The following is a 20,096-nucleotide window of genomic DNA, read 5'->3' as shown; positions in this document are numbered from 1 at the left end:
ATCCGTACCCCGGTCAACCGTATCGCCCCGGACGCTCTTACGCGTCCGTCCCGTGTGCGGCGACCTTGCGCTCCACGGCCGCCTTCACCAGGCCGGCGAAGAGCGGGTGCGGGCGGGTCGGGCGGGAGCGCAGCTCCGGGTGCGCCTGGGTGGCCACCAGGTAGGGGTGGACCTCACGCGGGTACTCGACGTACTCGACGAGCTTGTTGTCCGGGGAGGTGCCGGAGAAGACGAGCCCGGCCTTCTTCTCCAGCTCGGTGCGGTAGCCGTTGTTGACCTCGTAGCGGTGGCGGTGGCGCTCCTCGACGTAGGGCTCGCCGTCGTAGGCCTCGCGGACCAGGGAGCCCTCGGCGAGCTTCGCCGGGTACAGGCCGAGCCGCATGGTGCCGCCGAGGTCGCCGGCCCCCTCGACGTACGCGAGCTGCTCCTCCATCGTGGAGATGACGGGGTGGCTCGTGGCGGCGTCGAACTCGGTGGAGTTGGCGTCGGTGATGCCGGCGAGGTTGCGCGCGGCCTCGATCACGATGCACTGCAGGCCGAGGCAGAGGCCGAGGAGCGGCACTTTGTTCTCGCGGGCGTACCGGATGGCGCCGACCTTGCCGATCACACCGCGTTCGCCGAAGCCGCCGGGGATGCAGACCGCGTCGACGTCACCGAGCTGCTCCTGGGCGCCGGCCGGGGTCTTGCAGTCGTCCGAGGCGACCCACTTGACCTTGACGCGGGCCTTGTTGGCGAAGCCGCCGGCCCGGATCGCCTCGGTGACGGAGAGGTAGGCGTCGGGGAGGTCGATGTACTTGCCGACCAGGGCGACGGTGATCTCGTGGTCGGGGTTGTGGACGCGGTCCAGCAGGTCGTCCCAGGTCGTCCAGTCGACGTCGCGGAACGGCAGGTCCAGCTTGCGGACGACGTAGGCGTCCAGTCCCTCGGTGTGCAGCACCTTGGGGATGTCGTAGATCGACTTGGCGTCGATGGCCGCGACCACGGCCGCCTCGTCCACGTCGCACATCAGCGAGATCTTGCGCTTGATGGAGGTGGGGACGTCGCGGTCGGCGCGGAGCACGATGGCGTCGGGCTGGATGCCGATGTTGCGGAGCGCGGCGACGGAGTGCTGGGTGGGCTTGGTCTTCAGCTCGCCCGACGGGCCGATGTAGGGAAGCAGCGAGATGTGCACGACGAACACGTTGTCGCGGCCGACCTCGTGGCGGACCTGGCGGACCGTCTCCAGGAAGGGGAGCGACTCGATGTCGCCGACCGTGCCGCCGACCTCGGTGATGACGACGTCGACGTCGTCGGTCGCCATGCGGCGGATGCGGTGCTTGATCTCGTTCGTGATGTGCGGGATGACCTGGACGGTGTCGCCGAGGTACTCGCCGCGCCGCTCCTTGGCGATGACCTGCGAGTAGACCTGGCCGGTGGTGACGTTGGCCGAGCCGTCGAGGTCGACGTCGAGGAAGCGCTCGTAGTGGCCGATGTCCAGGTCGGTCTCGGCGCCGTCGTTGGTGACGAACACCTCACCGTGCTGGAAGGGGTTCATCGTGCCGGGGTCGACGTTGAGGTAGGGGTCGAGCTTCTGCATCGTGACCCGGAGGCCACGCGCCTTGAGCAGGGCACCCAGGCTGGAGGCAGTCAGACCCTTGCCGAGGGAGGAGGCGACACCCCCGGTGACGAAGATGTGCTTGGTCGTCGTGGATGAGGGCTGCATAGCCAAAGGGGGCTCCCGTGGTCGCGATCGTGAGGTGCGTGCCGGCGTGCCGGACGGAGATCTCCGTCGGTGCCGTCGCTGCGGTTCGGGGGCCTCGTCCACTGTCGGGACGACCACCGGTCCACGGGCCACCAGGGTAACAGCGACGAGGAGAGGCTGCTTCCGGCCATGCGTCCCCCGCGGTGAACACAAGATCATCACGTCTCTTTCAGGTCCCACCCATTCGCCCCGTGACAGGCGACGGACAACTTGTGGACAGGCGCGCGGATCTTCCAGGTGCGTCGTATCCTGCTCGGACACTCGCTGCCGAGTTGGCCGGCCCAGCGGCTCCACCCCAGCCCGCTCACCCGCGCAAGAGCTCGTCGGTTCGATTACAACGACCCCTTGACCAGCAATAAGCGCCCTGCGGGGCGACATGGCCGTTCGACTGGAGACGCACGTGGCCGGGCGCATCGAGGATTACGCACTCATCGGAGACATGCAGACCGCTGCCCTGGTCTGCCGGGACGGCACAGCGGACTGGCTGTGCTTGCCCCGCTTCGATTCCCATGCAATTTTCGCCGGACTTCTCGGCACCGAGGAGCACGGTTTCTGGCGGCTGGGACCCGCCCGTCCCGAAGGCGCTCCGGCGCCGGCGGCGGACCGTCGCCGCTATCGCGGCGACTCCCTCATCCTGGAATCGGAGTGGGACACGTCCCGCGGCACGGTCCGCGTGACGGACTTCATGCCGCCCCGTGACGGCGCCCCCCAGCTGATCCGCATCGTGGAAGGGGTGAGCGGCCGCGTCCCCATGCGCTCGGAGCTCCGGATGCGGTTCAGCTACGGCCGGGTCACCCCCTGGGTCCACAAGGTCGACGGCCGTACGGTCGCCGTCGCGGGCCCCGACTCCGTGTGGCTGGACACCGACGCCGAGACGTACGGCCAGAACCTCACGACGTACTCCGACTTCACCGTCGCCCCCGGCGACCGGATCGCCTTCACGATCAGCTGGCAGCCCTCGCACCACGAGCCGCCCGCCATGCCGGAGCCGGAGGCGTCCCTGGAGGCGACCGGGGACTTCTGGCGCGAGTGGGTCGAGCAGTGCACCTATCACGGCCCCTACCGCGAGGCGGTCGTCCGCTCGCTGATCACGCTGAAGGCGCTCACCTACGCGCCCACCGGCGGCATCGTGGCCGCGCCGACCACCTCCCTGCCGGAGGACATCGGCGGTTCCCGCAACTGGGACTACCGCTACACCTGGCTGCGCGACGCGGCGATCACGCTGTCCTCTCTGCTGCGCACGGGGTACCGCGAGGAGGCCCGCGCCTGGCGCGAGTGGCTGCTGCGCGCGGTCGCCGGCGACCCGGAGAACCTGCAGATCATGTACGGCATCGCGGGTGAGCGGGAGCTCGGCGAGGCGGAACTGGACTGGCTGCCCGGCTACGAGAACTCCGGTCCGGTCCGGGTCGGCAACGGCGCGGCGAACCAGCTCCAGCTCGACGTGTACGGCGAGGTCACCGAGGCGCTCCATCTGGCCCACATGACCGGCCTGACGCGCAACGACTACGCGATGGGCCTCCAGCTCAAGCTGATCGAGTACCTGGAGAAGCACTGGGAGGAGCCGGACGAGGGCATCTGGGAGGTGCGCGGGCCGCGCCGCCACTTCGTGCACTCCAAGGTGATGGCCTGGGTCGCGGTGGACCGCACCATCAAACTGGTCGAGTCGGGCGACGCCGAGGGGCCGCTGGAGCGCTGGCACCAGCTGCGCGACGACATCCACCGGGACGTCTGCGAGCGCGGCTACGACCCCGAGCGCAACACCTTCACCCAGTCCTACGGGTCGAAGGAGCTGGACGCCTCGCTCCTGCTGATCCCTCAGATGGGCTTCCTGCCGCCGGACGACAAGCGGGTCATCGGCACGATCGAGGCGATCCAGCGCGAGCTGTCCACCGAGGACGGGTTCGTCCTGCGCTATCCGACGGACGGCGACGAGGCCGGCGTGGACGGCCTGGAGGGCGACGAGGGCGCGTTCCTGGCCTGCTCCTTCTGGCTGGCGGACGACCTGGCGATGATCGGCCGGGTCGACGAGGCGCGCCGGCTCTTCGAGAAGCTGCTGTCCCTGCGCAACGACCTCGGCCTGCTGGCCGAGGAGTGGGACTCACGGCTCCAGCGCCAGGTGGGGAACTTCCCGCAGGCGTTCAGCCACGTCCCGCTGATCGACACGGCGCTGCGGCTGACGGCCAGCGGGGCGTACGTGGGCTGACCGTGCGGGCGTGACAGGGCTTCGGTGGAACGGCCGATGTCCGCGGCCGGACCTACGATGGAAGGGTCCTGTCACGCCCTGCGAAGGGGGCTCAGCATGACACCCCGCACGTCCCTGCCGGACGCCGCCCTGACCGGCCTGCGCTCCGGTTTCGCCGGTGAGGTCCACGCGCCCGGTGACCCGGGCTACGACGAGGCCCGCACCGTCTTCAACAGCATGATCGACCGCAGACCCGCGGTGGTCGCCCGGTGCGCCTCCGAGGCGGACGTGGCGCGTGCGCTCGCGCTGGCCCGCGACCGTGACCTGGAGGTCGCGGTGCGCGGAGGCGGCCACAGCGTGGCGGGGATGTCCGCCAGCGAGGGCGGGGTGGTCGTCGACCTGCGCGGGATGTCCCGGGTGACCGTCGATCCGGACTCCCGGTCGGCCCGCGTCGGCGGAGGCGCCGTCATGAGCGACCTGGACCGGGCCACGCAGCCCCACGCGCTGGCCACCACCGGCGGGCGGGTCTCCACCACGGGCGTCGGCGGCTTCACCCTGGGCGGCGGCTCGGGATGGCTGGAGCGCAAGTTCGGGCTGGCCTGCGACAACCTCCTGGCCGCGGACGTGGTGACGGCGGACGGGGAGACCGTACGCGCGAGTGAGGACGAGAACACCGAACTCTTCTGGGCACTGCACGGCGGCGGCGGGAACTTCGGCGTGGTCACGTCGCTCACGCTGCGGCTCCACGCACTGCCCGCGATGAGCATGGTGCTGCTGCTCTTCCGCCCCGAGAGCGGCCCCGACGTGGTCCGCACGTACCGGGACGTGATGGAGTCCGCCCCCGACGAGGCGGGCGGGGCCTGCATCTACATCACCGGGCCGCCCGAAGAGTGGGTGCCAGGGGAACTGGTGGGCCACCTCGTGTGCGCGGCTCTGGTCACCTTCGCCGGCACGGTGCCGGAGGCCCGTGAGGTCGCCGCGCCCCTGCTGGCGCTGGAACACGAGGCGGAGATCGTCGACGCGGTCGGCTACGCGGATCTGCAGTGCATGCTGGACGACCCGCCCGGCCTGCGGAACTACTGGTCGGCGGAGTACCTGGACGGCCTGCCCGACGAGGCGGCGGCCGCCTACTGCGCGGGCGCGGCCACCCTGCCCGTCCCCACGAACTCGCAGCACGTGCTGTTCCCGATGGGCGGCGCGGTCGCGCGGGGGCCCGCCGACTACCCGCTGCCCTGGCGTTCCTCCCCGTGGGCCGTACATCCCTTCGGCGTCTGGGAGGACGAGGCGGACGACGAACGCGTCAGGCAGTGGGTGCGTGAGGTGCGGGGCGCGATGGCGCCGTGGGCGAGCGGCGCCGTGTACCTCAACTTCATCGGGCGTGAGGGACAGGAACGCGTCGTCGCCGGATTCGGCGAGCGGGCCTACGAGCGCCTGGCCGGGGTGAAGGCGCACTACGACCCGGACAACGTCTTCCGCCTGAACCACAACGTGAAGCCCGCGGTGGCCGTGGTGTGACGTGCCCGGGCGGCGTCCGGTAGCTTCCTGACCGGGCGTTCGCGTCCCCCGTTCACGAGCGCGCGGGCGCACGAGTGGAAGCACGAGGCCGGAGCCAGTGGAACAAGAGGGCGGGATCACCGTACGGCGGGCACTGGAGCTGCCGGGGCTGCGCGGCGGGCTGCCGGAGGTGCTCACCTGCGAGGACCGGCTGGACCGCACGGTGCGCTGGGTGCACGCGGGTGAGGCGCCGAACATCCCCTCGCTCCTCAAGGGCGGGGAGCTGCTGCTCATGACGGGCCTCGGACTCGGGACCCGGCCCGCCGAGCAGCGTGCCTACGTGCGCAGGCTGGCGGACCGCGGCATCGCCGCCCTGGTGGTGGAGCTCGGTCCGCGCTTCGACGTGCTGCCCGCGGCCATCGTGGACGCGGCGCGGTCTGCGGGGCTCCCCCTGGTGCAGCTGCACCGTGAAGTGCCGTTCGTGTCCGTGACCGAGGAGATCCACACCGAGATCGTCAACGGGCACTACGCGCTGCTGCGGAGGGCCGAGGAGGTGCACCGGCGGTGCACCCAGGCGGTCCTCGGCGGGGGCGGGGTGCCGCAGGTCCTGCAGATCCTGGCCGACTTCACCGGCAACCCGGTGTTCCTGGAGACCCCGGACGGCAGGCTGCTGTTCGCGGCGGGCACCGGGACGGGACCGGCGGGCACCGACCCGCTGCAGGTCTGGGAGGGGCTGCGCGGCGCACGCGCCGCGCGTGACGCGCCACCGGCGGGGGCCGTCCTGGTGGAGGTGCCGGGCGGTGGCGCGGGTGCCGGTGCCGTGCGGGCCCGGCTGGTGCTGCTCGCCGTGTCGGGGCCGCTGGTCACGGTCCACCGGATGGCCGCGGAGCGCGCCGCGGGCATCCTGGCGGTCGTGCTGATGCAGGCACGCCAGGAGGAAGAGGTCGCGGCACGGGGCCGGGGCGACTTCCTCACCGATCTCGCCGAGGGCCGGGTCGCTCCGGAGGACGCCCCGGCCCAGGCCGGCGTCCTGGGGTTCAGGCCGGGCGAGGACCCGCTGCTGCCGGTGGTGATGCGGCTCGCCCCCGAGTCGGCTCCGTCGGGCAGCTGGGCGCTGCTGGCCAGGGCGGTGACGGAAGAGCTGGCCGCGGTGGGGGCGCCGGTCCTGGTCGGGGTGCGGCCGGTGGAGGACAGGGTGCCGCTGCTGCTCGCGCTGCGCCCGGAGACGACGCGCACCGCGCTCGCGGACCGGGTGGCGGCGGCGCTGCGGGCCGGGGCGGAGCGCGCGGGCCTGGAGCGGGCCGGGGGCCGGACCCCGGTCGTCGTCGTGGTGGGGGCCGCGGGGGGCTGGGGGTCCGCGGGCCCGGGGCTGCGGCACGCCGCCGAGGCGGCGGCCGCCGCGCAGGTGCTCGGGGAACGCCCCTGGTACGACGCGCGCAGCCTGGACATCGACCTGCTGCTGTGGCGGCTGCGCGACCACCAGGACCTGGCGTCCTTCGTGGACCGGGCGATCGGGCCCCTGCGGGAGCACGACCGGACGTCCCGCCCCGCGCTGCTGCCCACCCTGGAGGCCTATCTCGCCCATGCGGGGCGCAAGGCGGAGGCGGCCCGGGACCTGCACCTGAACCGGCAGACGCTCTACAACCGGCTGGCCCGCATCGGTGAACTGCTCGGCACCGACCTGGACGACCCGCAGGCGGTGCTCGCCCTGAGCCTGGCCCTGCGGGCGCGCCGTCACGCCCGCTGAGGGTTCACGCCCGGGCGGCGGCCAACGGCTGGGCCAGCTCGTCGTAGACGGCCAGGACGTGGGCGATCGTGTCGTCCTCGGTCGGCCAGCCGGCTGCCTGAGCACGCCCGGCGTCGACGAGCCGCGCGCACTGCTCCGCGTCGCCGAGGAGGCGTACGACGGTGGCCGCCAGCGCCGCCGCGTCGCCGGGCGGCACGAACGCTGCTGCGTCGCCGACGAGTTCGGGCAGACCGTGGCTCCGGGCCGCGACCAGCGGGACGCCGCGGCGCAGCGCCTCCCGGGCGAGCACCGGCCCGTCGTCCCCGCCGCCCGCGAGCACGGCCAGGTCGGCGGCGGCGAGGAGCGCGCCGACGTCCTCCCGGCCGTCCGCGAGGACGACGGGCAGGTCCTCGTCCACGATCCGGTGCCGCAGCGCCCCGGACCTGGCGCCCTTTCCCACGACCACCAGCAGGGGCAAGGGGTCCAGCGCACGCCACTCACGTACGGCGTCCAGCAGCGTGTCGTCTCCGTCCTGGGTCACCGAGACGAGGAACGGCCTTCCCACCGCGCCCAGTTCGGCGCGCGTCTTGTCCGCGTCGGCCGCGCCGCCGAAGAGGCTCACCGGGACGGCCGCCGGTGCGAGCCGGGCATCCCTGGCACCGCGCCGGCGGGCCCGGTCGACCAGCTCCCACGAGGTGCCCAGGACGACGGCCGCGGCACGCGCGGCTCTTCGCTCCAGCAGGCGCAGCAACCGGCCGTGGGTGCCCTCCGCGTGGACGCGGGAGTGCCAGGTCATCACCAGCGGCGTACCGCGTCCGCTGATGGCGATCGCCGCGCGCACGGCGGCGTGCAGGCCGTGGGCGTGGACGATGTCGGCACCGGTGCAGGCGGTGCGGAGGGCGGCGACGGCGGCGGGGTCGCTGCGGCGCGGCACCGCGACGAAGCGGGCCCCCGTCGCGGGGAGGCCGTGGGCACGGCCGGCGCCGGCGGGGGCGCAGACGGTGACCTGGACCCCCCGGGCGACGAGGCCGGCGGCGAGCGAGCTGACGTGAGCGCTGCTTCCGGCACCACCGCCGAGGACTTGGACCGTACGCAGCTGTGACACGTTGATCGGCTCCCGGGGCTCCCGAGTCGGTGGAAGGTACAGCGCCAAGGATGCCAGTCCGTACGCACGTTCCGGGACCGATGAAACGTTGCTCCCGCCGTCTCGGCGGCGACGGGACCCCCGCCTCACTCCTACGAGTGAGGCGGCCGGTCCGGAACTGACGTCCGCCGGTCCCTCAGCCGTCGGCGCGCGCGGTCTCCAGGAGCTCCTCGGCGTGGGCGCGGGCCGTCTCCGAGTCCTCCTGGCCGGCCAGCATCCGGGACAGCTCCCTGACCCGGTCCTCCCCCTCCAGGACGGTGACGCCGCTGCTGGTCACCGATCCGTCCACGGTCTTCTCGACCAGCAACTGGCGGTCGGCGAAGGCCGCCACCTGCGGCAGGTGGGTGACCACGACGACCTGCGCGGACCTGGCGAGTTTCGCCAGCCGCCGGCCGACCTCGACGGCCGCCTTGCCGCCGACACCCGCGTCGACCTCGTCGAAGAGATACGTCGGCACCGGATCGGAGCCCGCGAAGACCACCTCGACGGCGAGCATCACCCTGGACAGCTCACCGCCCGAGGCGCCCTTGGCGATCGGCCGGGGCTGCGCCCCGGGGTGGGGCGCGAGCAGCAGCTCCACCTCGTCGGCGCCGGACGGCCCGTAGAGCACGCTCCGGCCGCCGACGTCGATGCCGGAGGCCTCGTCCGGCGCCTCGGTCTGCCGGATGGCGAAGGAGACCCGGGCGTGCGGCATCGCGAGCGACGCCAGCTCCTCCGTCACCGCGGCGGCGAAGCGCGCGGCGGCCTCCGTCCGCGCGTCGGTCAGCTCCTGCCCGAGGGCGGAGAGTTCACCGCGCAGCGCGTCGCGCTCCGCCGTCAGTTCACCGATGCGGTCGTCGTCGCCCTCCAGTTCGGTGAGCCGGGAGGCGCCTTCCTGGGCCCAGGCGAGCACGGAGGCGATGTCCTCGCCGTACTTGCGGGTGAGCGCGGCCAGCGCGGCCCGCCGCTCCTCCACGGCGGCGAGCCGCAGCGGGTCGGCGTCCAGCTGGTCGGCGTAACCGGCCAGCTCCCCGGCGACGTCCGCGAGCAGGATCGAGATCTCGCCGATCCGGTCGGCGAGCGCGGCGAGCGCGGGATCGTGCGCCCGCACGGCGTCCAGGGAGCGCCCGGCGGCGGCGACGACCGTGGTGGCGTCCACGCCCTCCTGGTCCTCCGGATCCCCGGCCAGCGCCCCGTGCGCCAGGGCGGCCGCGGACGCGAGGGCCTCGGCGTGGCCGAGCCGTTCGGCCTCGGCGGCGAGTTCGGTGTCCTCGCCGGGCAGCGGCTCCACCGCGGCGACCTCGTCGAGGCCGAAGCGCAGCAGATCGGCCTCCTGCGCCCGCTCCCGGGCCCGGGTGGTCAGCTCGTCGAGCTCCGTGACGGCCGCGCGCAGCCGCCGGTAGGCGTCGGAGTACTTCGCCAGCGGCACGTCGACACCACCGCCGGCGTAGCGGTCCAGGGCCTGGCGCTGGCGGGCCGGCTTGAGCAGCCCCTGCTGGTCGGTCTGGCCGTGCACGGCGACGAGCTCGTCGGCGAGTTCGGCGAGCACACCGACGGGCACCGATCTGCCGCCCAGGTGGGCACGGGAGCGCCCCTCCGCCGAAACGGTACGGCTCACGAGCAGCGCGCCGTCCTCGATCTCGGCCCCGGCCTCCTCGGCCCGCACCGCCGCCGCGTCGCCCGGGGACACGGTGATGCGCCCCTCGACGACCGCGGCCTTGGCACCGATCCGCACCAGGGCGGGGTCGGCACGGCCGCCGAGCAGCAGCCCGAGGCTGGTGACGACCATGGTTTTGCCCGCGCCGGTCTCGCCCGTCACCGCGGTGAAGCCGGGTGACAGCTCCACCACCGCGTCGTCGATGACTCCGAGCGACCGTATCCGCATCTCCTCCAACACGGACATGACCTTACGAGGTCCGGAGCCCGGTGTGCGACGGACCCCGGTGACCGGTTCACTCACGCGGGTGTGAGCGGCGCGCCCGCGGATCAGTGCGGAGCGCCCCGCCAGCCCTGCACGGGCAGCGCGAACTTGGCCACCAGGCGGTCGGTGAACGATGCCTGGTGGAGCCGCGCGAGCCGCACGGGCACGGCGCCGCGCCGCACCTCGACCCTGGCCCCGGCGGGCAGCTCGACGGTCCGGCGCCCGTCGCACCACAGCACTCCGTGCGGAGTGTGCTGCTGTACCTCCACGGCCAGCACGGAGTCGGGCGAGGTCACCAGTGGCTTGGCGAACAGCGCGTGGGCCCCGATCGGCACCATGAGCAGGGCTTCCACCTCCGGCCAGACCACGGGTCCGCCGGCGGAGAAGGCGTACGCGGTGGATCCCGTCGGGGTGGCGCAGACGATTCCGTCGCAGCCGAAGCCGGTCACCGGCCGGCCGTCGACCTCCAGGACGACCTCCAGCATCCGCTCGGGTGAGACCTTCTGCACCGCGGCCTCGTTGAGCGCCCAGTCGGTGTGCACGATCTCACCGTTGCTGCGCACGACGACGTCGAGCGTCATCCGCTCCTCGACCTTGTAGGCCCGGGTGACGACCCGGTCGACGACCTGGTCGAGGTCGTCGCGCTCGGCCTCGGCCAGGAAACCCACCCGCCCGAGGTTGACGCCGAGCATGGGCACGCCGGAGGCACGGGAGATCTCGGCACCGCGCAGTAGCGTCCCGTCCCCGCCGAGGACGATCAGCAGCTCGCACCCCTCGACCGCGGAGGGCGTGGCGTCCGTGACCGTCCCGACGGACGGCGGCAGTGGCAGGTCCTGGGCCTCCGCGGCCAGCACCCGGACGCCGAGGCCGTTCCGCAGGAGGCCCTCGACGACGAGCTCCGCACTGCGGATGGCGGCCGGTCGGCCGGTGTGCGCGAGCAGGAAGACGGTTCGTTCCGGGTTACCGGGTTGTGCAGCATGCGTCGTCAACGGGGCCCCTCCGCCACTGCACGATCGACGTCCGCGGGGTCCAGCTCAGGTGCGCCGGCCCGCAGCCACAGAAAGTATTCGACATTTCCCGACGGCCCGGGCAGCGGGCTCGCCGTCACCCCCTGGACGCCGAGGCCCAGCAGTCCGGCCCGGCGTGCCACCTCGCGTACCGCTTCGGCCCGCAGCTCGGGGCTGCGGACCACACCGCCGCTGCCGAGGCGCTCCTTGCCCACCTCGAACTGCGGCTTGACCATCAGCACCAGGTCGGCGTCGGGGGCCGCGCAGCGCGCGAGGGCGGGCAGCACGAGACCGAGCGGGATGAACGAGAGATCCCCGACCACCAGGTCCACCGCCTTCCCGTCGATCTGCTCCAGCGTCAGCTCACGCACGTTGGTACGGTCCTTGACGGTGACGCGTTCATCCGACTGGAGCGACCAGGCGAGCTGGCCGTACCCGACGTCGACGGCGACGACGTGGCCGGCCCCGGCGCGCAGCAGCACGTCCGTGAACCCGCCGGTCGAGGCGCCGGCGTCCAGGGCCCGCCGTCCCTCGATCCGCAGCCCCAGGGGCGCGAAGGCGGCGATGGCGCCCGCGAGTTTGTGACCGCCCCGCGAGACGTACTCGGGGTCGCTGTCGTCCTTGACGACGACGACGGCGGCACTGGTCTCGACCTGGGTCGCCGGCTTGGTCGCCGTGTTGCCGCCGACGGTCACCCGCCCCGCCGCGATCAGCTGGCTCGCGTGCTCACGCGAGCGGGCGAGCTTGCGGCGTACCAGCTCGGCGTCGAGGCGGCGACGTGCCACTCCTGCCACGTTCGGTTCAGCTCCTGTTGTCGTGCGCGGGCGTCGGTGCGGGTGCGGGCCCGGCGTCCAGAGCGGTCAGCTCTTCGCGCAGCCCACGGTGTACATCCTCGTACACCTCGGTGTGGCCGTCGGCGGCGAGGTGGTCGGCGTCGGCCAGCCGTTCCAGCCGCGCGTCCACTCCGGGATGCCCGGTCGGGGTGCGCGCGACGCCGAGGGGCTCGGGCGGGGCGGGGTCGTGGGAGGGCGCGGCGGGTGGTGCGGCTCCGTCGTCCGCCCCGGCCCGCTGCACCGGCTCCGGCCCCGGCATCCTGTCGCTCATGCGGGAACGCTACCCCGAAGGGCCGGTGTACCGTCGGTGACGATGGCGACCATGGAGGAGTGCCGCAGCGCACTCGACACACTTTCCGGCAATCTGGCGGGCGCGGACGGCGACGTGCGCGGCGCCGCCGACCTCGACCGCTCGCTGAGCTGCCACATCAGGGATCTCGACGTGACCTTCACCGGGCGGCTGTCACACGGCCGCATCCAGGTGGTGGACACCCTCGACGGCCCGCCCCGGGAGAAGGCCGAGATCCGGCTCGCGATGACCGGTGACGACCTGGTGGCCATGGTCGACGGAGAACTCAACTTCGCTAAGGCGTGGGCCTCCGGCCGGGTGCGGCTGGAGGCGGGCTTCCGCGATCTGCTGAAGCTCAAGTCCATGCTCTGAGGGGGACGGGACCGGCGGGCCGGGGGGCCTCAGACGGCGGTCTCCGTGCGCTTCCTGCGGGCCGCCGGCACCACGAGCGGCGTCCCCGTCTCCGGGTCGTCGATGACCTGGCACCTCATCCCGAACACCTCCTCGACGAGTTCCGCCGTGACGATGTCACCGGGCGCCCCCTCGGCGACGACCTTCCCCGCGCGCATGGCGATGAGGTGGGTGGCGTAGCGGGCCGCGTGGTTGAGGTCGTGCAGGACGGCCACCAGGGTGCGTCCCCGCGTCTCGTGCAGTTCGGCGCAGAGGTCGAGCACGTCGATCTGGTGCTGGATGTCCAGGTACGTCGTCGGTTCGTCGAGCAGCAGCAGCGGGGTCTGCTGGGCGAGGGCCATGGCGATCCAGACGCGCTGGCGCTGGCCGCCGGACAGTTCGTCGACGTAGCGGTCGGCGAGTTCCCCGACCCCGGTCGACTCCATGGACTCCTTCACGATCCGCTCGTCCTCGGGCGACCACTGGCGCAGCAGTCCCTGGTGGGGGTAGCGGCCGCGGGAGACGAGGTCGGCGACGGTGATTCCGTCGGGGGCCGTGGAGGACTGGGGCAGCAGGCCCAGCGTCCTCGCGACCTTCTTCGCGGGCAGCCGGTGGATGGACTCCCCGTCCAGCAGGACGTCCCCGCTGCTCGGCTTCAGCATCCGGGAGAGTGCGCGCAGCAGGGTCGACTTGCCGCAGGCGTTGGGGCCGACGACGACCGTGAACGAGTGGTCGGGTATCTCGACCGAGAGGTTCTCGGCGATGACACGCTGGTCGTAGCCGAGGGTCACCGAGTCTGCGGTGAGGCGCTGCATGGTCGTACTCCCGGAATCGGTGGGCGTGGTCTGCGAGGGGTCCGGCGTGCCCGGCTTCATATGCGTCCCGCCCGGCGCTCGGACACCAGCAGCCACAGGAGATAGCAGCCGCCGAGCACGCCCGTGACCACGCCCACGGGGAGCTGGCGGTCCCCGAAGGCGTTCATCGCCGTCCAGTCGGCCACGAGGAGCAGGGCCGCGCCCGCGCCGGCCGCTGCGGCCAGGTTGGGCCCGGGGGCGCGGGTCAGCCGCCGGGCGACCTGCGGGGCGCTCAGCGACACGAAGACGATGGGGCCCGCGGCGGCCGTCGCGACGGCGACGAGCAGGACGGCGCAGCCGAGCAGGACGAGCCTGGTGCGTTCCACTCCCACGCCCAGGGCGTGCGCCGCGTCGTCGCCCATCTCGATCATGCGGAGTGCCCGGCCGTGCCCCAGGATCACCGGGAGCAGCGCGCAGCAGACCGCGAGTAGCGGCCACACCTGGGCCCAGTCCCTGCCGTCCAGGGAGCCGGTCATCCAGACGACGGCACGGGTGGCGTCGACGAGGTTGGCCTTGGTGATCAGGTAGTGGATCGCCGCGGTGAGCATGGCGGCCGCCCCGATGCCGACGAGCACGAGCCGGTAGCCGTGCACCCCGCGCTTCCACGCGAGCAGGTAGACGGCCACCCCGGTCAGCAGGCCGCCGGCGACGGCGCCGGCCGCGACCTCGGTGGGCCCGCCGTGGAAGAGCACGATCACGGCGAGGGCGCCGACCGCGGCGCCCTGCCCGAAGCCGAGCACATCGGGGCTGCCGAGCGGGTTGCGGGAGACACTCTGGAAGACCGCGCCGCCGACACCGAGCGCGGCGCCGACGAGGAGCCCGACCAGGACCCGCGGCAGCCGCAGTTCCGTGACGATGAACTCCTGCTGGAAGGTCCCGTTGCCGGACAGCGTGGTGACGACCTCGCCGGGGGACATCGGGTAGTCGCCGCTGCCGATGAGCACCACGGCCATGAAGGCCGCGACCGCGAGGAGCAGTGCGATCACCGCGAAGGCCCGGGCGTCCACCCGGAAGGAGAACCCGCCGGCCGTCCGCACGGCGTGGACCGTCCTGGTGGTGTCCTGCGCGGCCTTCACAGCTGGGCCATCCTCTTGCGTCGTACGAGATGGATGAAGACGGGTCCGCCGAGCAGCGCGGTGACGATGCCGACCTGCAGTTCGGAGGGCCGGGCGGCGACCCGGCCGACGACGTCGGCGCCGAGCAGCAGCACGGGCGCGAGGACGGCCGCGTAGGGCAGGATCCACCGCATGTCGGGCCCGGTGATGGTGCGGACGAGGTGCGGGATCATCAGCCCGATGAAGACGATCGGACCGCAGGCCGCGGTCGCGGACCCGCAGAGCAGGGTGACGGACACCATGGCGAGGACGCGGGTGCGGGTCAGGTGCGCGCCCAGCGCCCTGGCCGTGTCGTCGCCCATCTCCAGGGCGTTGAGCGGCCGGGCGATGAGCAGCGACAGCACCACGCCGACCGCGATGAACGGCCAGACCTTGCCGACGGTCTCCGTGTTGGCGGAGGCCAGCGATCCGACGGTCCAGAAGCGCAGCCGGTCCAGGGCCGCCGAGTCCAGCAGCTGTACGGCGTTGACGTAGCCGAACAGCGCCGCGGTGACCGCCGTGCCGGCGAGCGCCAGCCGCACGGGGTTCGCGGACCGGCTGCCGCCGAGGAGGTACACGGCCACGGACACCAGGGCGGCGCCGCCGAACGCGAACCAGACGTATCCCGTCAGGGATGTGACGCCGAAGAAGCTGATGGCCGAGACGACGGCGGCGGCCGCGCCCGCGTTGACGCCCAGCAGCCCGGGCTCGGCGAGCGGGTTGCGGGTCAGCGCCTGCATCACCGCCCCGGCGAGCCCGAGTGCGGCCCCGACGATCAGCCCGAGCACGGTGCGCGGGACTCGCACGTCCCGGACGAGGACGTCGCCGTTCGTCCCGGAGTAGTGGAACAGGCCGTGCCACACGTCGGGGAGCGGAAGGGCCTTTGCGCCGACCGCGACACTCGCGAGACACACCAGCACCAGAACGCCCACGGCCACCAGCAGACCGGCTGCGCGGAACGCATGGCGCCCGGCGCGCCCGGACGTGTCCGGCGCGGGCGCGGAACCGGGACTCGATTCGGGGGGACTCTCGACCAACACGTGGTTAGGTTAGCCTATCCTCCCACCGCTCCAACTCCGCGGTGACGCACCCGGGGCCAGGGCTCCGCGAGAGCCCCGGACGCGGCCGCGTGGACACACCTAGAGGTTCAGCGCCGCCACGGCCCCGGCCGAGTCCAGCCCGCACGCCCCGTCCCCGGCGTGCGTCCACGCGGCCGCGCACAGGGCCCGCAGCCCGTCCACGGGGTCGCCGCCGCCCTCCAGCGCGAGCGCGTCCCCGCGCACCAGTGCCGTCCAGCCGCCGCAGCCGAACCCGTCGCCCTCCGGCGACACCTCGGGCTGGCCGGTGAGCAGCCCGCGCAGATCCCGGTCCACATAGGTCGGCCGGTACTTGGGTTCGGCCGCGAGCAGCTGCGCGGCGTCGGTCACCCCGGTGAGCACGAGCAGCGAGTCCACACCGCCGTTGAACGCCCCCTCGATGTCCGTGTCCAGCCGGTCCCCCACGACCAGCGGCCGCTCGGCCCCGGTCCGCAGCACCGTCTCGCGGTGCATCGGGGGCAGCGGCTTGCCGGCCACCTGCGGCTCGGCACCGGTCGCGATGCGCACGACCTCCACCGCGGCGCCGTTGCCAGGTGCGATACCCCTGGCGCTCGGGATCGTCAGATCCGTGTTGGACGCGAACCACACGGCACCGCCCGCGATCGCGTACGCCGCCTCGGCGAACCGGCCCCACGGAAGATCGGGCCCGCCGTATCCCTGCGCCACGGCGACCGGCTCGTCGTCCGCGGACTCCACCGGCACCAGACCCCTCTCGCGGAGTGCGACGCGCAGACCCTCCCCGCCGACCACGAGCACCCTCGCCCCGGACGGCAGCTGATCGGCCATCAGCCGGGCCACCGCCTGCGCGGACGTGATGACGTCGGCGGGCTCGGCAGGCACTCCGAGCTCCGTCAGGTGCCCGGCCACGGCGTCCGGCGTCCGCAGGGCGTTGTTCGTCACGTACGCCAGCCGCATGCCGCCCTTCCGGGCGTCGGCCAGCGACTCGACCGCGTGGACGATCGCGTGCCCGCCCGCATACACCACACCGTCCAGATCGAGCAGAGCGGTGTCGTACGCCTCACTGAGCGCCTTGCTGCTCCCGAGCGGCCGGGACCTGTCCTGCTGACTCATATGCCTGCGCTCCTCTTTCCATGCTTCTCCCCCGATCATCGCGCATGTCGGGAGCGCACATACGATGCCGGAATGAACACAACCGGGCCCGCCGCCGGCAGGGGACTGCGGCTGACCCCCTTCCGCGGACTGCGGTACGTCCCCGACCGGGTCGGCAGCCTGGCGGCGGTCACCTCGCCGCCGTACGACGTCGTCGTGCGGCCGGACGGGCTGCACCATCTGGAGTCCGCGGACCCGCACAACATCGTGCGGCTGATCCTCCCGCAGGCCGGCACGGCGACCGAACGCCACCGCCAGGCCGCCGCGACCCTGAAGAAGTGGCTCGCGGAGGGCGTGCTCGCGCCGGACCCGGAACCCGTGCTCTACGTCTACGAGCAGCGCTCCGGCGACATCCTCCAGCGCGGCGTGATCGGCGCCCTCGCGCTCTCCCCCGCGTCGGAGGGGATCGTGATGCCGCACGAGGACGTGATGGCGGACATCGTCGAGGACCGGGCCGACCTGATGCGGACCGTGGCGGCGCACCTCGAACCACTGCTGCTCAGCTACGCCGGGGACGGCGGGCCGAATGGCGCGGCGGACGTCGTCGAACGGGTGGCGGAGCGCCCACCGCTGCTCGACACGACCACCGAGGACGGGTTCGGCCACCGCCTCTGGGCCGTCTCGGATCCCGACGAGCGGGCCGGCATCGAGTCCGACCTCTCCCGGCGCCAGGCACTGATCGCCGACGGCCACCACCGATGGGCCACCTATCTCCGGCTCCAGGAGGAACAGTCGACGCCGGGGCCCTGGGACTTCGGTCTCGTGCTGCTCGTCGACACGGCCCGCTACCCGCTGCGCGTACGCGCCATCCACCGGCTGCTGCACCGGTTCCCGGTCGCCCGGGCACTCGAAGCCCTCGGCGGCCGCTTCCGTGTCCGTACCGTCGACCTGCCCCTCCCCGGGGCACTCGACGCCCTCGCGGAGGCCGCCTCGGAGAGCAACGCCTTCCTGCTCGCGGGCGACGGCCGGTACCACCTGGCCGACCGGCCCGACGAACGCCTGCTGGCCCGCACGATCCGCACGGACCGGCCGGACGCCTGGCGGACTCTGGACGCGACGGTGCTGCACTCCACCCTCCTCGACGAGGTCTGGGGCATCCCGGACGACCCGCGGCACATCGCCTACATCCACGACACCGCAGCGGTGGTGGAGCAGGCGGAACGGCATGACGCCACGGCGGTCCTGATGCATCCGGTACGCGAGGAAGTCGTCCGGCGGCTGGCCCGGCAGGGGGTCACGATGCCTCGCAAATCGACGTCGTTCGGCCCGAAGCCGGCCACGGGACTGGTGCTGCGGAGCCTGACCACCGACTGAACCGCCGGCCGCACGAGAGCCTGGTCCACGGCTCGGGACGGCCCGGAGCATACGAAACGGACGGCCCGGAACGCACAAAGGGCGGCACCCGCGTGGGTGCCGCCCTTCATCCGTGCCTCAGGCGAGATCAGACCTTCGCGGAGTCATCCGCGTCGTCGTCATCATCGTCATCGTCGTCATCGCCGTCGCCGTCGTGCTCACGCTCGTCCGCATCGTGGGCGTCGGCGTGGGCGTCGGCGTCGTCCAGCTCCTCGTCGCGGTCGGCCGCCTCGTGCACGTCGGCGCCGGCTGTCCCGGCGGACTGCTCGTCGTCGTCCCCGAGGGCGTCGACGAACTCAACTCCGTCGAGTTCGGCCAGGCGGTCGGACGCGTCGGTCGCACCGTCCTTGTCCGCCTCCAGCGCCTTGCCGAACCACTCACGGGCCTCGTTCTCGCGACCTGCTTCCAGGAGCGCGTCGGCGTAGGCGTAGCGCAGCCGCGGAGTCCACGAGTGGACCGCGTTGGAGGCGAGTTCAGGACCCTGCAGCGTGACGATGGCCGCGTCGATCTGCCCCATGTCCCTCCGGGCGCCGGCGGCGACCAGGCGCATCTCGACCTGTCCGGCCTTGTCCAGCTTCTGCACCTCCGGCTCACCGGCCATGGCCATCGCGCGCTCGGGACGCCCGAGGCCCCGCTCGCAGTCGGCCATGACGGGCCACAGCTCGACGGACCCGGTCATACGCCGCGACGCGCGGAACTCCGCCAGCGCTTCGGCGTACTTCTGCGTGGCGTACGCAGCGAAGCCCGCAGCCTCACGCACGGCGGCGACCCTCGATGCCAGCCGCAGGGCGATGCGGGAGTAGGCGTACGCCTGGTCCGGGTCGTCGTCGATCAGACGGGCGACCATGACGAGGTTCCGGGCGACGTCCTCGGCGAGGGTCTTCGGCAGGCTCATGAGCTCCTGCCGTACGTCCTTGTCGATCTCGTGGCCGGTGACCTCGTCGGGGATCGGGAGCCGCTTGACGGGCTCACGATCCCGGTCGTCACGTCCCTGGTAACCACCGCGGTCGTCACGACCCCGGAAGCCGCCACGGTCGCCACCCCGGTCGTTGTCACGGCGCGGACCACGGTCGCCGCGGTCGTCGCGGCGGAAGCCGCCGCCGGTGCTGCCACCGCGGCTGTCGTCACGGCGGAAGCCGCCGCCGGTGCTGCCGCCACGGTTGTCGTCGCGGCGGAAGCCGCCGGGACGGTCGTCGTCACGGCGCGGACCGCGCGGGCGGTCGTCGCGACGCTCAAAACCGCCGGCCGGACGGCCACCGCGGTCATCACGCTGACCACCGCGGTATCCACCCCGGTCGTCCTCACGCCGCGGAGCACGCTCATCACGACGGAAGGTACTCGGCCGATCGTCATCACGACGCGGACCACGGTCGCCGCGGTCGTCGCGGCGGAAGCCGCCGCCGGTGCTGCCGCCACGGTTGTCGTCGCGGCGGAAGCCGCCGGGACGGTCGTCATCGCGACGCGGACCGCGCGGGCGGTCGTCGCGACGCTCAAAACCGCCGGCCGGACGACCGCCACGGTCATCACGCTGACCACCGCGGTATCCACCCCGGTCGTCCTCACGCCGCGGAGCACGCTCATCACGACGGAAACCACCACCGGTGCCGCCGCCACGGTTGTCGTCGCGGCGGAAGCCGCCGGGACGGTCGTCATCACGGCGCGGACCGCGGGGACGGTCGTCGCGACGCTCGAAACCGCCACCGCGGCTGTCGTCACGGCGGAAACCACCACCGGTGCTGCCACCGCGGCTGTCGTCGCGGCGGAAGCCGCCGCCGGTGCTGCCGCCACGGTTGTCGTCGCGGCGGAAGCCGCCGGGACGGTCGTCATCGCGACGCGGACCGCGCGGGCGGTCGTCGCGACGCTCAAAACCGCCGGCCGGACG

The 20,096-nt window shown here is 73.1% G+C and carries 17 protein-coding genes; 6 read left to right on the top strand and 11 right to left on the bottom strand.

Annotated features, from left to right (window positions below):
- Positions 1-37: 37 nt before the first annotated feature.
- On the bottom strand, positions 38-1,702 hold the full coding sequence (locus ACFYY2_RS10890) for a CTP synthase (RefSeq protein ID WP_388740124.1): 1,665 nt from the start codon (positions 1,700-1,702) through the stop codon (positions 38-40).
- A gap of 439 nt (positions 1,703-2,141) precedes the next feature.
- Here ACFYY2_RS10890 and ACFYY2_RS10885 point away from each other — a divergent pair, with 439 nt between their 5' ends.
- From ACFYY2_RS10885 to ACFYY2_RS10875, 3 genes are all read left to right on the top strand, one after another.
- Positions 2,142-3,944 (top strand): glycoside hydrolase family 15 protein, encoded by a 1,803-nt coding sequence (locus ACFYY2_RS10885; protein WP_388741297.1) that lies wholly within the window; start codon positions 2,142-2,144, stop codon positions 3,942-3,944.
- Positions 3,945-4,040: 96 nt separating this feature from the next.
- On the top strand, positions 4,041-5,438 hold the full coding sequence (locus tag ACFYY2_RS10880; RefSeq protein WP_388740121.1) for an FAD-binding oxidoreductase: 1,398 nt from the start codon (positions 4,041-4,043) through the stop codon (positions 5,436-5,438).
- Between the two features lie 97 nt (positions 5,439-5,535).
- Complete coding sequence (locus ACFYY2_RS10875; RefSeq protein WP_388740118.1) at positions 5,536-7,164, top strand: PucR family transcriptional regulator; 1,629 nt, start codon at positions 5,536-5,538, stop codon at positions 7,162-7,164.
- A 4-nt stretch (positions 7,165-7,168) separates the two neighbouring features.
- On the opposite strand, the gene ACFYY2_RS10870 is transcribed toward ACFYY2_RS10875, so the two are convergent.
- The 5 genes from ACFYY2_RS10870 to ACFYY2_RS10850 form a co-directional block, all read right to left on the bottom strand.
- Complete coding sequence (locus ACFYY2_RS10870) at positions 7,169-8,248, bottom strand: glycosyltransferase (RefSeq protein ID WP_388740116.1); 1,080 nt, start codon at positions 8,246-8,248, stop codon at positions 7,169-7,171.
- Between the two features lie 175 nt (positions 8,249-8,423).
- Positions 8,424-10,169: a DNA repair protein RecN gene (gene recN, locus ACFYY2_RS10865; RefSeq protein ID WP_388740114.1), complete on the bottom strand. Its 1,746-nt coding sequence runs from the start codon at positions 10,167-10,169 to the stop codon at positions 8,424-8,426.
- Positions 10,170-10,252: 83 nt separating this feature from the next.
- Complete coding sequence (locus ACFYY2_RS10860; RefSeq protein ID WP_388740111.1) at positions 10,253-11,176, bottom strand: NAD kinase; 924 nt, start codon at positions 11,174-11,176, stop codon at positions 10,253-10,255.
- Positions 11,173-11,988 carry a TlyA family RNA methyltransferase gene (locus ACFYY2_RS10855; RefSeq protein ID WP_388740108.1) on the bottom strand — a complete coding sequence of 272 codons (816 nt, stop codon included), beginning with the start codon at positions 11,986-11,988 and terminating at the stop codon, positions 11,173-11,175. The genes ACFYY2_RS10860 and ACFYY2_RS10855 overlap by 4 nt, the downstream gene beginning before the upstream one ends.
- A gap of 7 nt (positions 11,989-11,995) precedes the next feature.
- Complete coding sequence (locus ACFYY2_RS10850) at positions 11,996-12,298, bottom strand: hypothetical protein (RefSeq protein ID WP_388740105.1); 303 nt, start codon at positions 12,296-12,298, stop codon at positions 11,996-11,998.
- Positions 12,299-12,340: 42 nt separating this feature from the next.
- On the opposite strand from ACFYY2_RS10850, the gene ACFYY2_RS10845 reads away from it, so the two are divergent.
- Positions 12,341-12,688: an SCP2 sterol-binding domain-containing protein gene (locus ACFYY2_RS10845; RefSeq protein WP_388740102.1), complete on the top strand. Its 348-nt coding sequence runs from the start codon at positions 12,341-12,343 to the stop codon at positions 12,686-12,688.
- A gap of 29 nt (positions 12,689-12,717) precedes the next feature.
- Here ACFYY2_RS10845 and ACFYY2_RS10840 read toward each other — a convergent pair whose 3' ends face one another.
- From ACFYY2_RS10840 to ACFYY2_RS10825, 4 genes are all read right to left on the bottom strand, one after another.
- On the bottom strand, positions 12,718-13,521 hold the full coding sequence (locus tag ACFYY2_RS10840) for an ABC transporter ATP-binding protein (protein ID WP_388740099.1): 804 nt from the start codon (positions 13,519-13,521) through the stop codon (positions 12,718-12,720).
- Positions 13,522-13,577: 56 nt separating this feature from the next.
- Positions 13,578-14,636 carry a FecCD family ABC transporter permease gene (locus ACFYY2_RS10835; protein ID WP_388740096.1) on the bottom strand — a complete coding sequence of 353 codons (1,059 nt, stop codon included), beginning with the start codon at positions 14,634-14,636 and terminating at the stop codon, positions 13,578-13,580.
- Positions 14,633-15,694: a FecCD family ABC transporter permease gene (locus ACFYY2_RS10830; RefSeq protein WP_388740093.1), complete on the bottom strand. Its 1,062-nt coding sequence runs from the start codon at positions 15,692-15,694 to the stop codon at positions 14,633-14,635. The genes ACFYY2_RS10835 and ACFYY2_RS10830 overlap by 4 nt, the downstream gene beginning before the upstream one ends.
- A 99-nt stretch (positions 15,695-15,793) precedes the next feature.
- Positions 15,794-16,822, bottom strand: coding sequence for an HAD hydrolase-like protein (locus ACFYY2_RS10825; protein WP_388740091.1), 1,029 nt, complete (start codon positions 16,820-16,822; stop codon positions 15,794-15,796).
- Positions 16,823-16,894: 72 nt separating this feature from the next.
- On the opposite strand from ACFYY2_RS10825, the gene ACFYY2_RS10820 reads away from it, so the two are divergent.
- Entirely contained in the window at positions 16,895-18,175 is a 1,281-nt protein-coding gene (locus ACFYY2_RS10820) for a DUF1015 family protein (protein ID WP_388740089.1), read from the top strand.
- 127 nt (positions 18,176-18,302) lie between these two features.
- On the opposite strand, the gene ACFYY2_RS10815 is transcribed toward ACFYY2_RS10820, so the two are convergent.
- Positions 18,303-19,109, bottom strand: a complete 807-nt coding sequence (locus ACFYY2_RS10815; RefSeq protein ID WP_388740086.1) for a hypothetical protein — start codon at positions 19,107-19,109, stop codon at positions 18,303-18,305.
- A 30-nt stretch (positions 19,110-19,139) separates the two neighbouring features.
- On the opposite strand from ACFYY2_RS10815, the gene ACFYY2_RS10810 reads away from it, so the two are divergent.
- On the top strand, positions 19,140-20,096 hold a 957-nt coding region (locus tag ACFYY2_RS10810; protein ID WP_388740083.1), incomplete at its 3' end, for a hypothetical protein.

This window comes from Streptomyces sp. NPDC001822, from assembly GCF_042892135.1.
GTDB lineage: Bacteria > Actinomycetota > Actinomycetes > Streptomycetales > Streptomycetaceae > Streptomyces.
The sequence above is the reverse complement of the archived record's forward strand: the minus strand, read 5'-3'. Positions and strand labels throughout refer to the sequence as shown.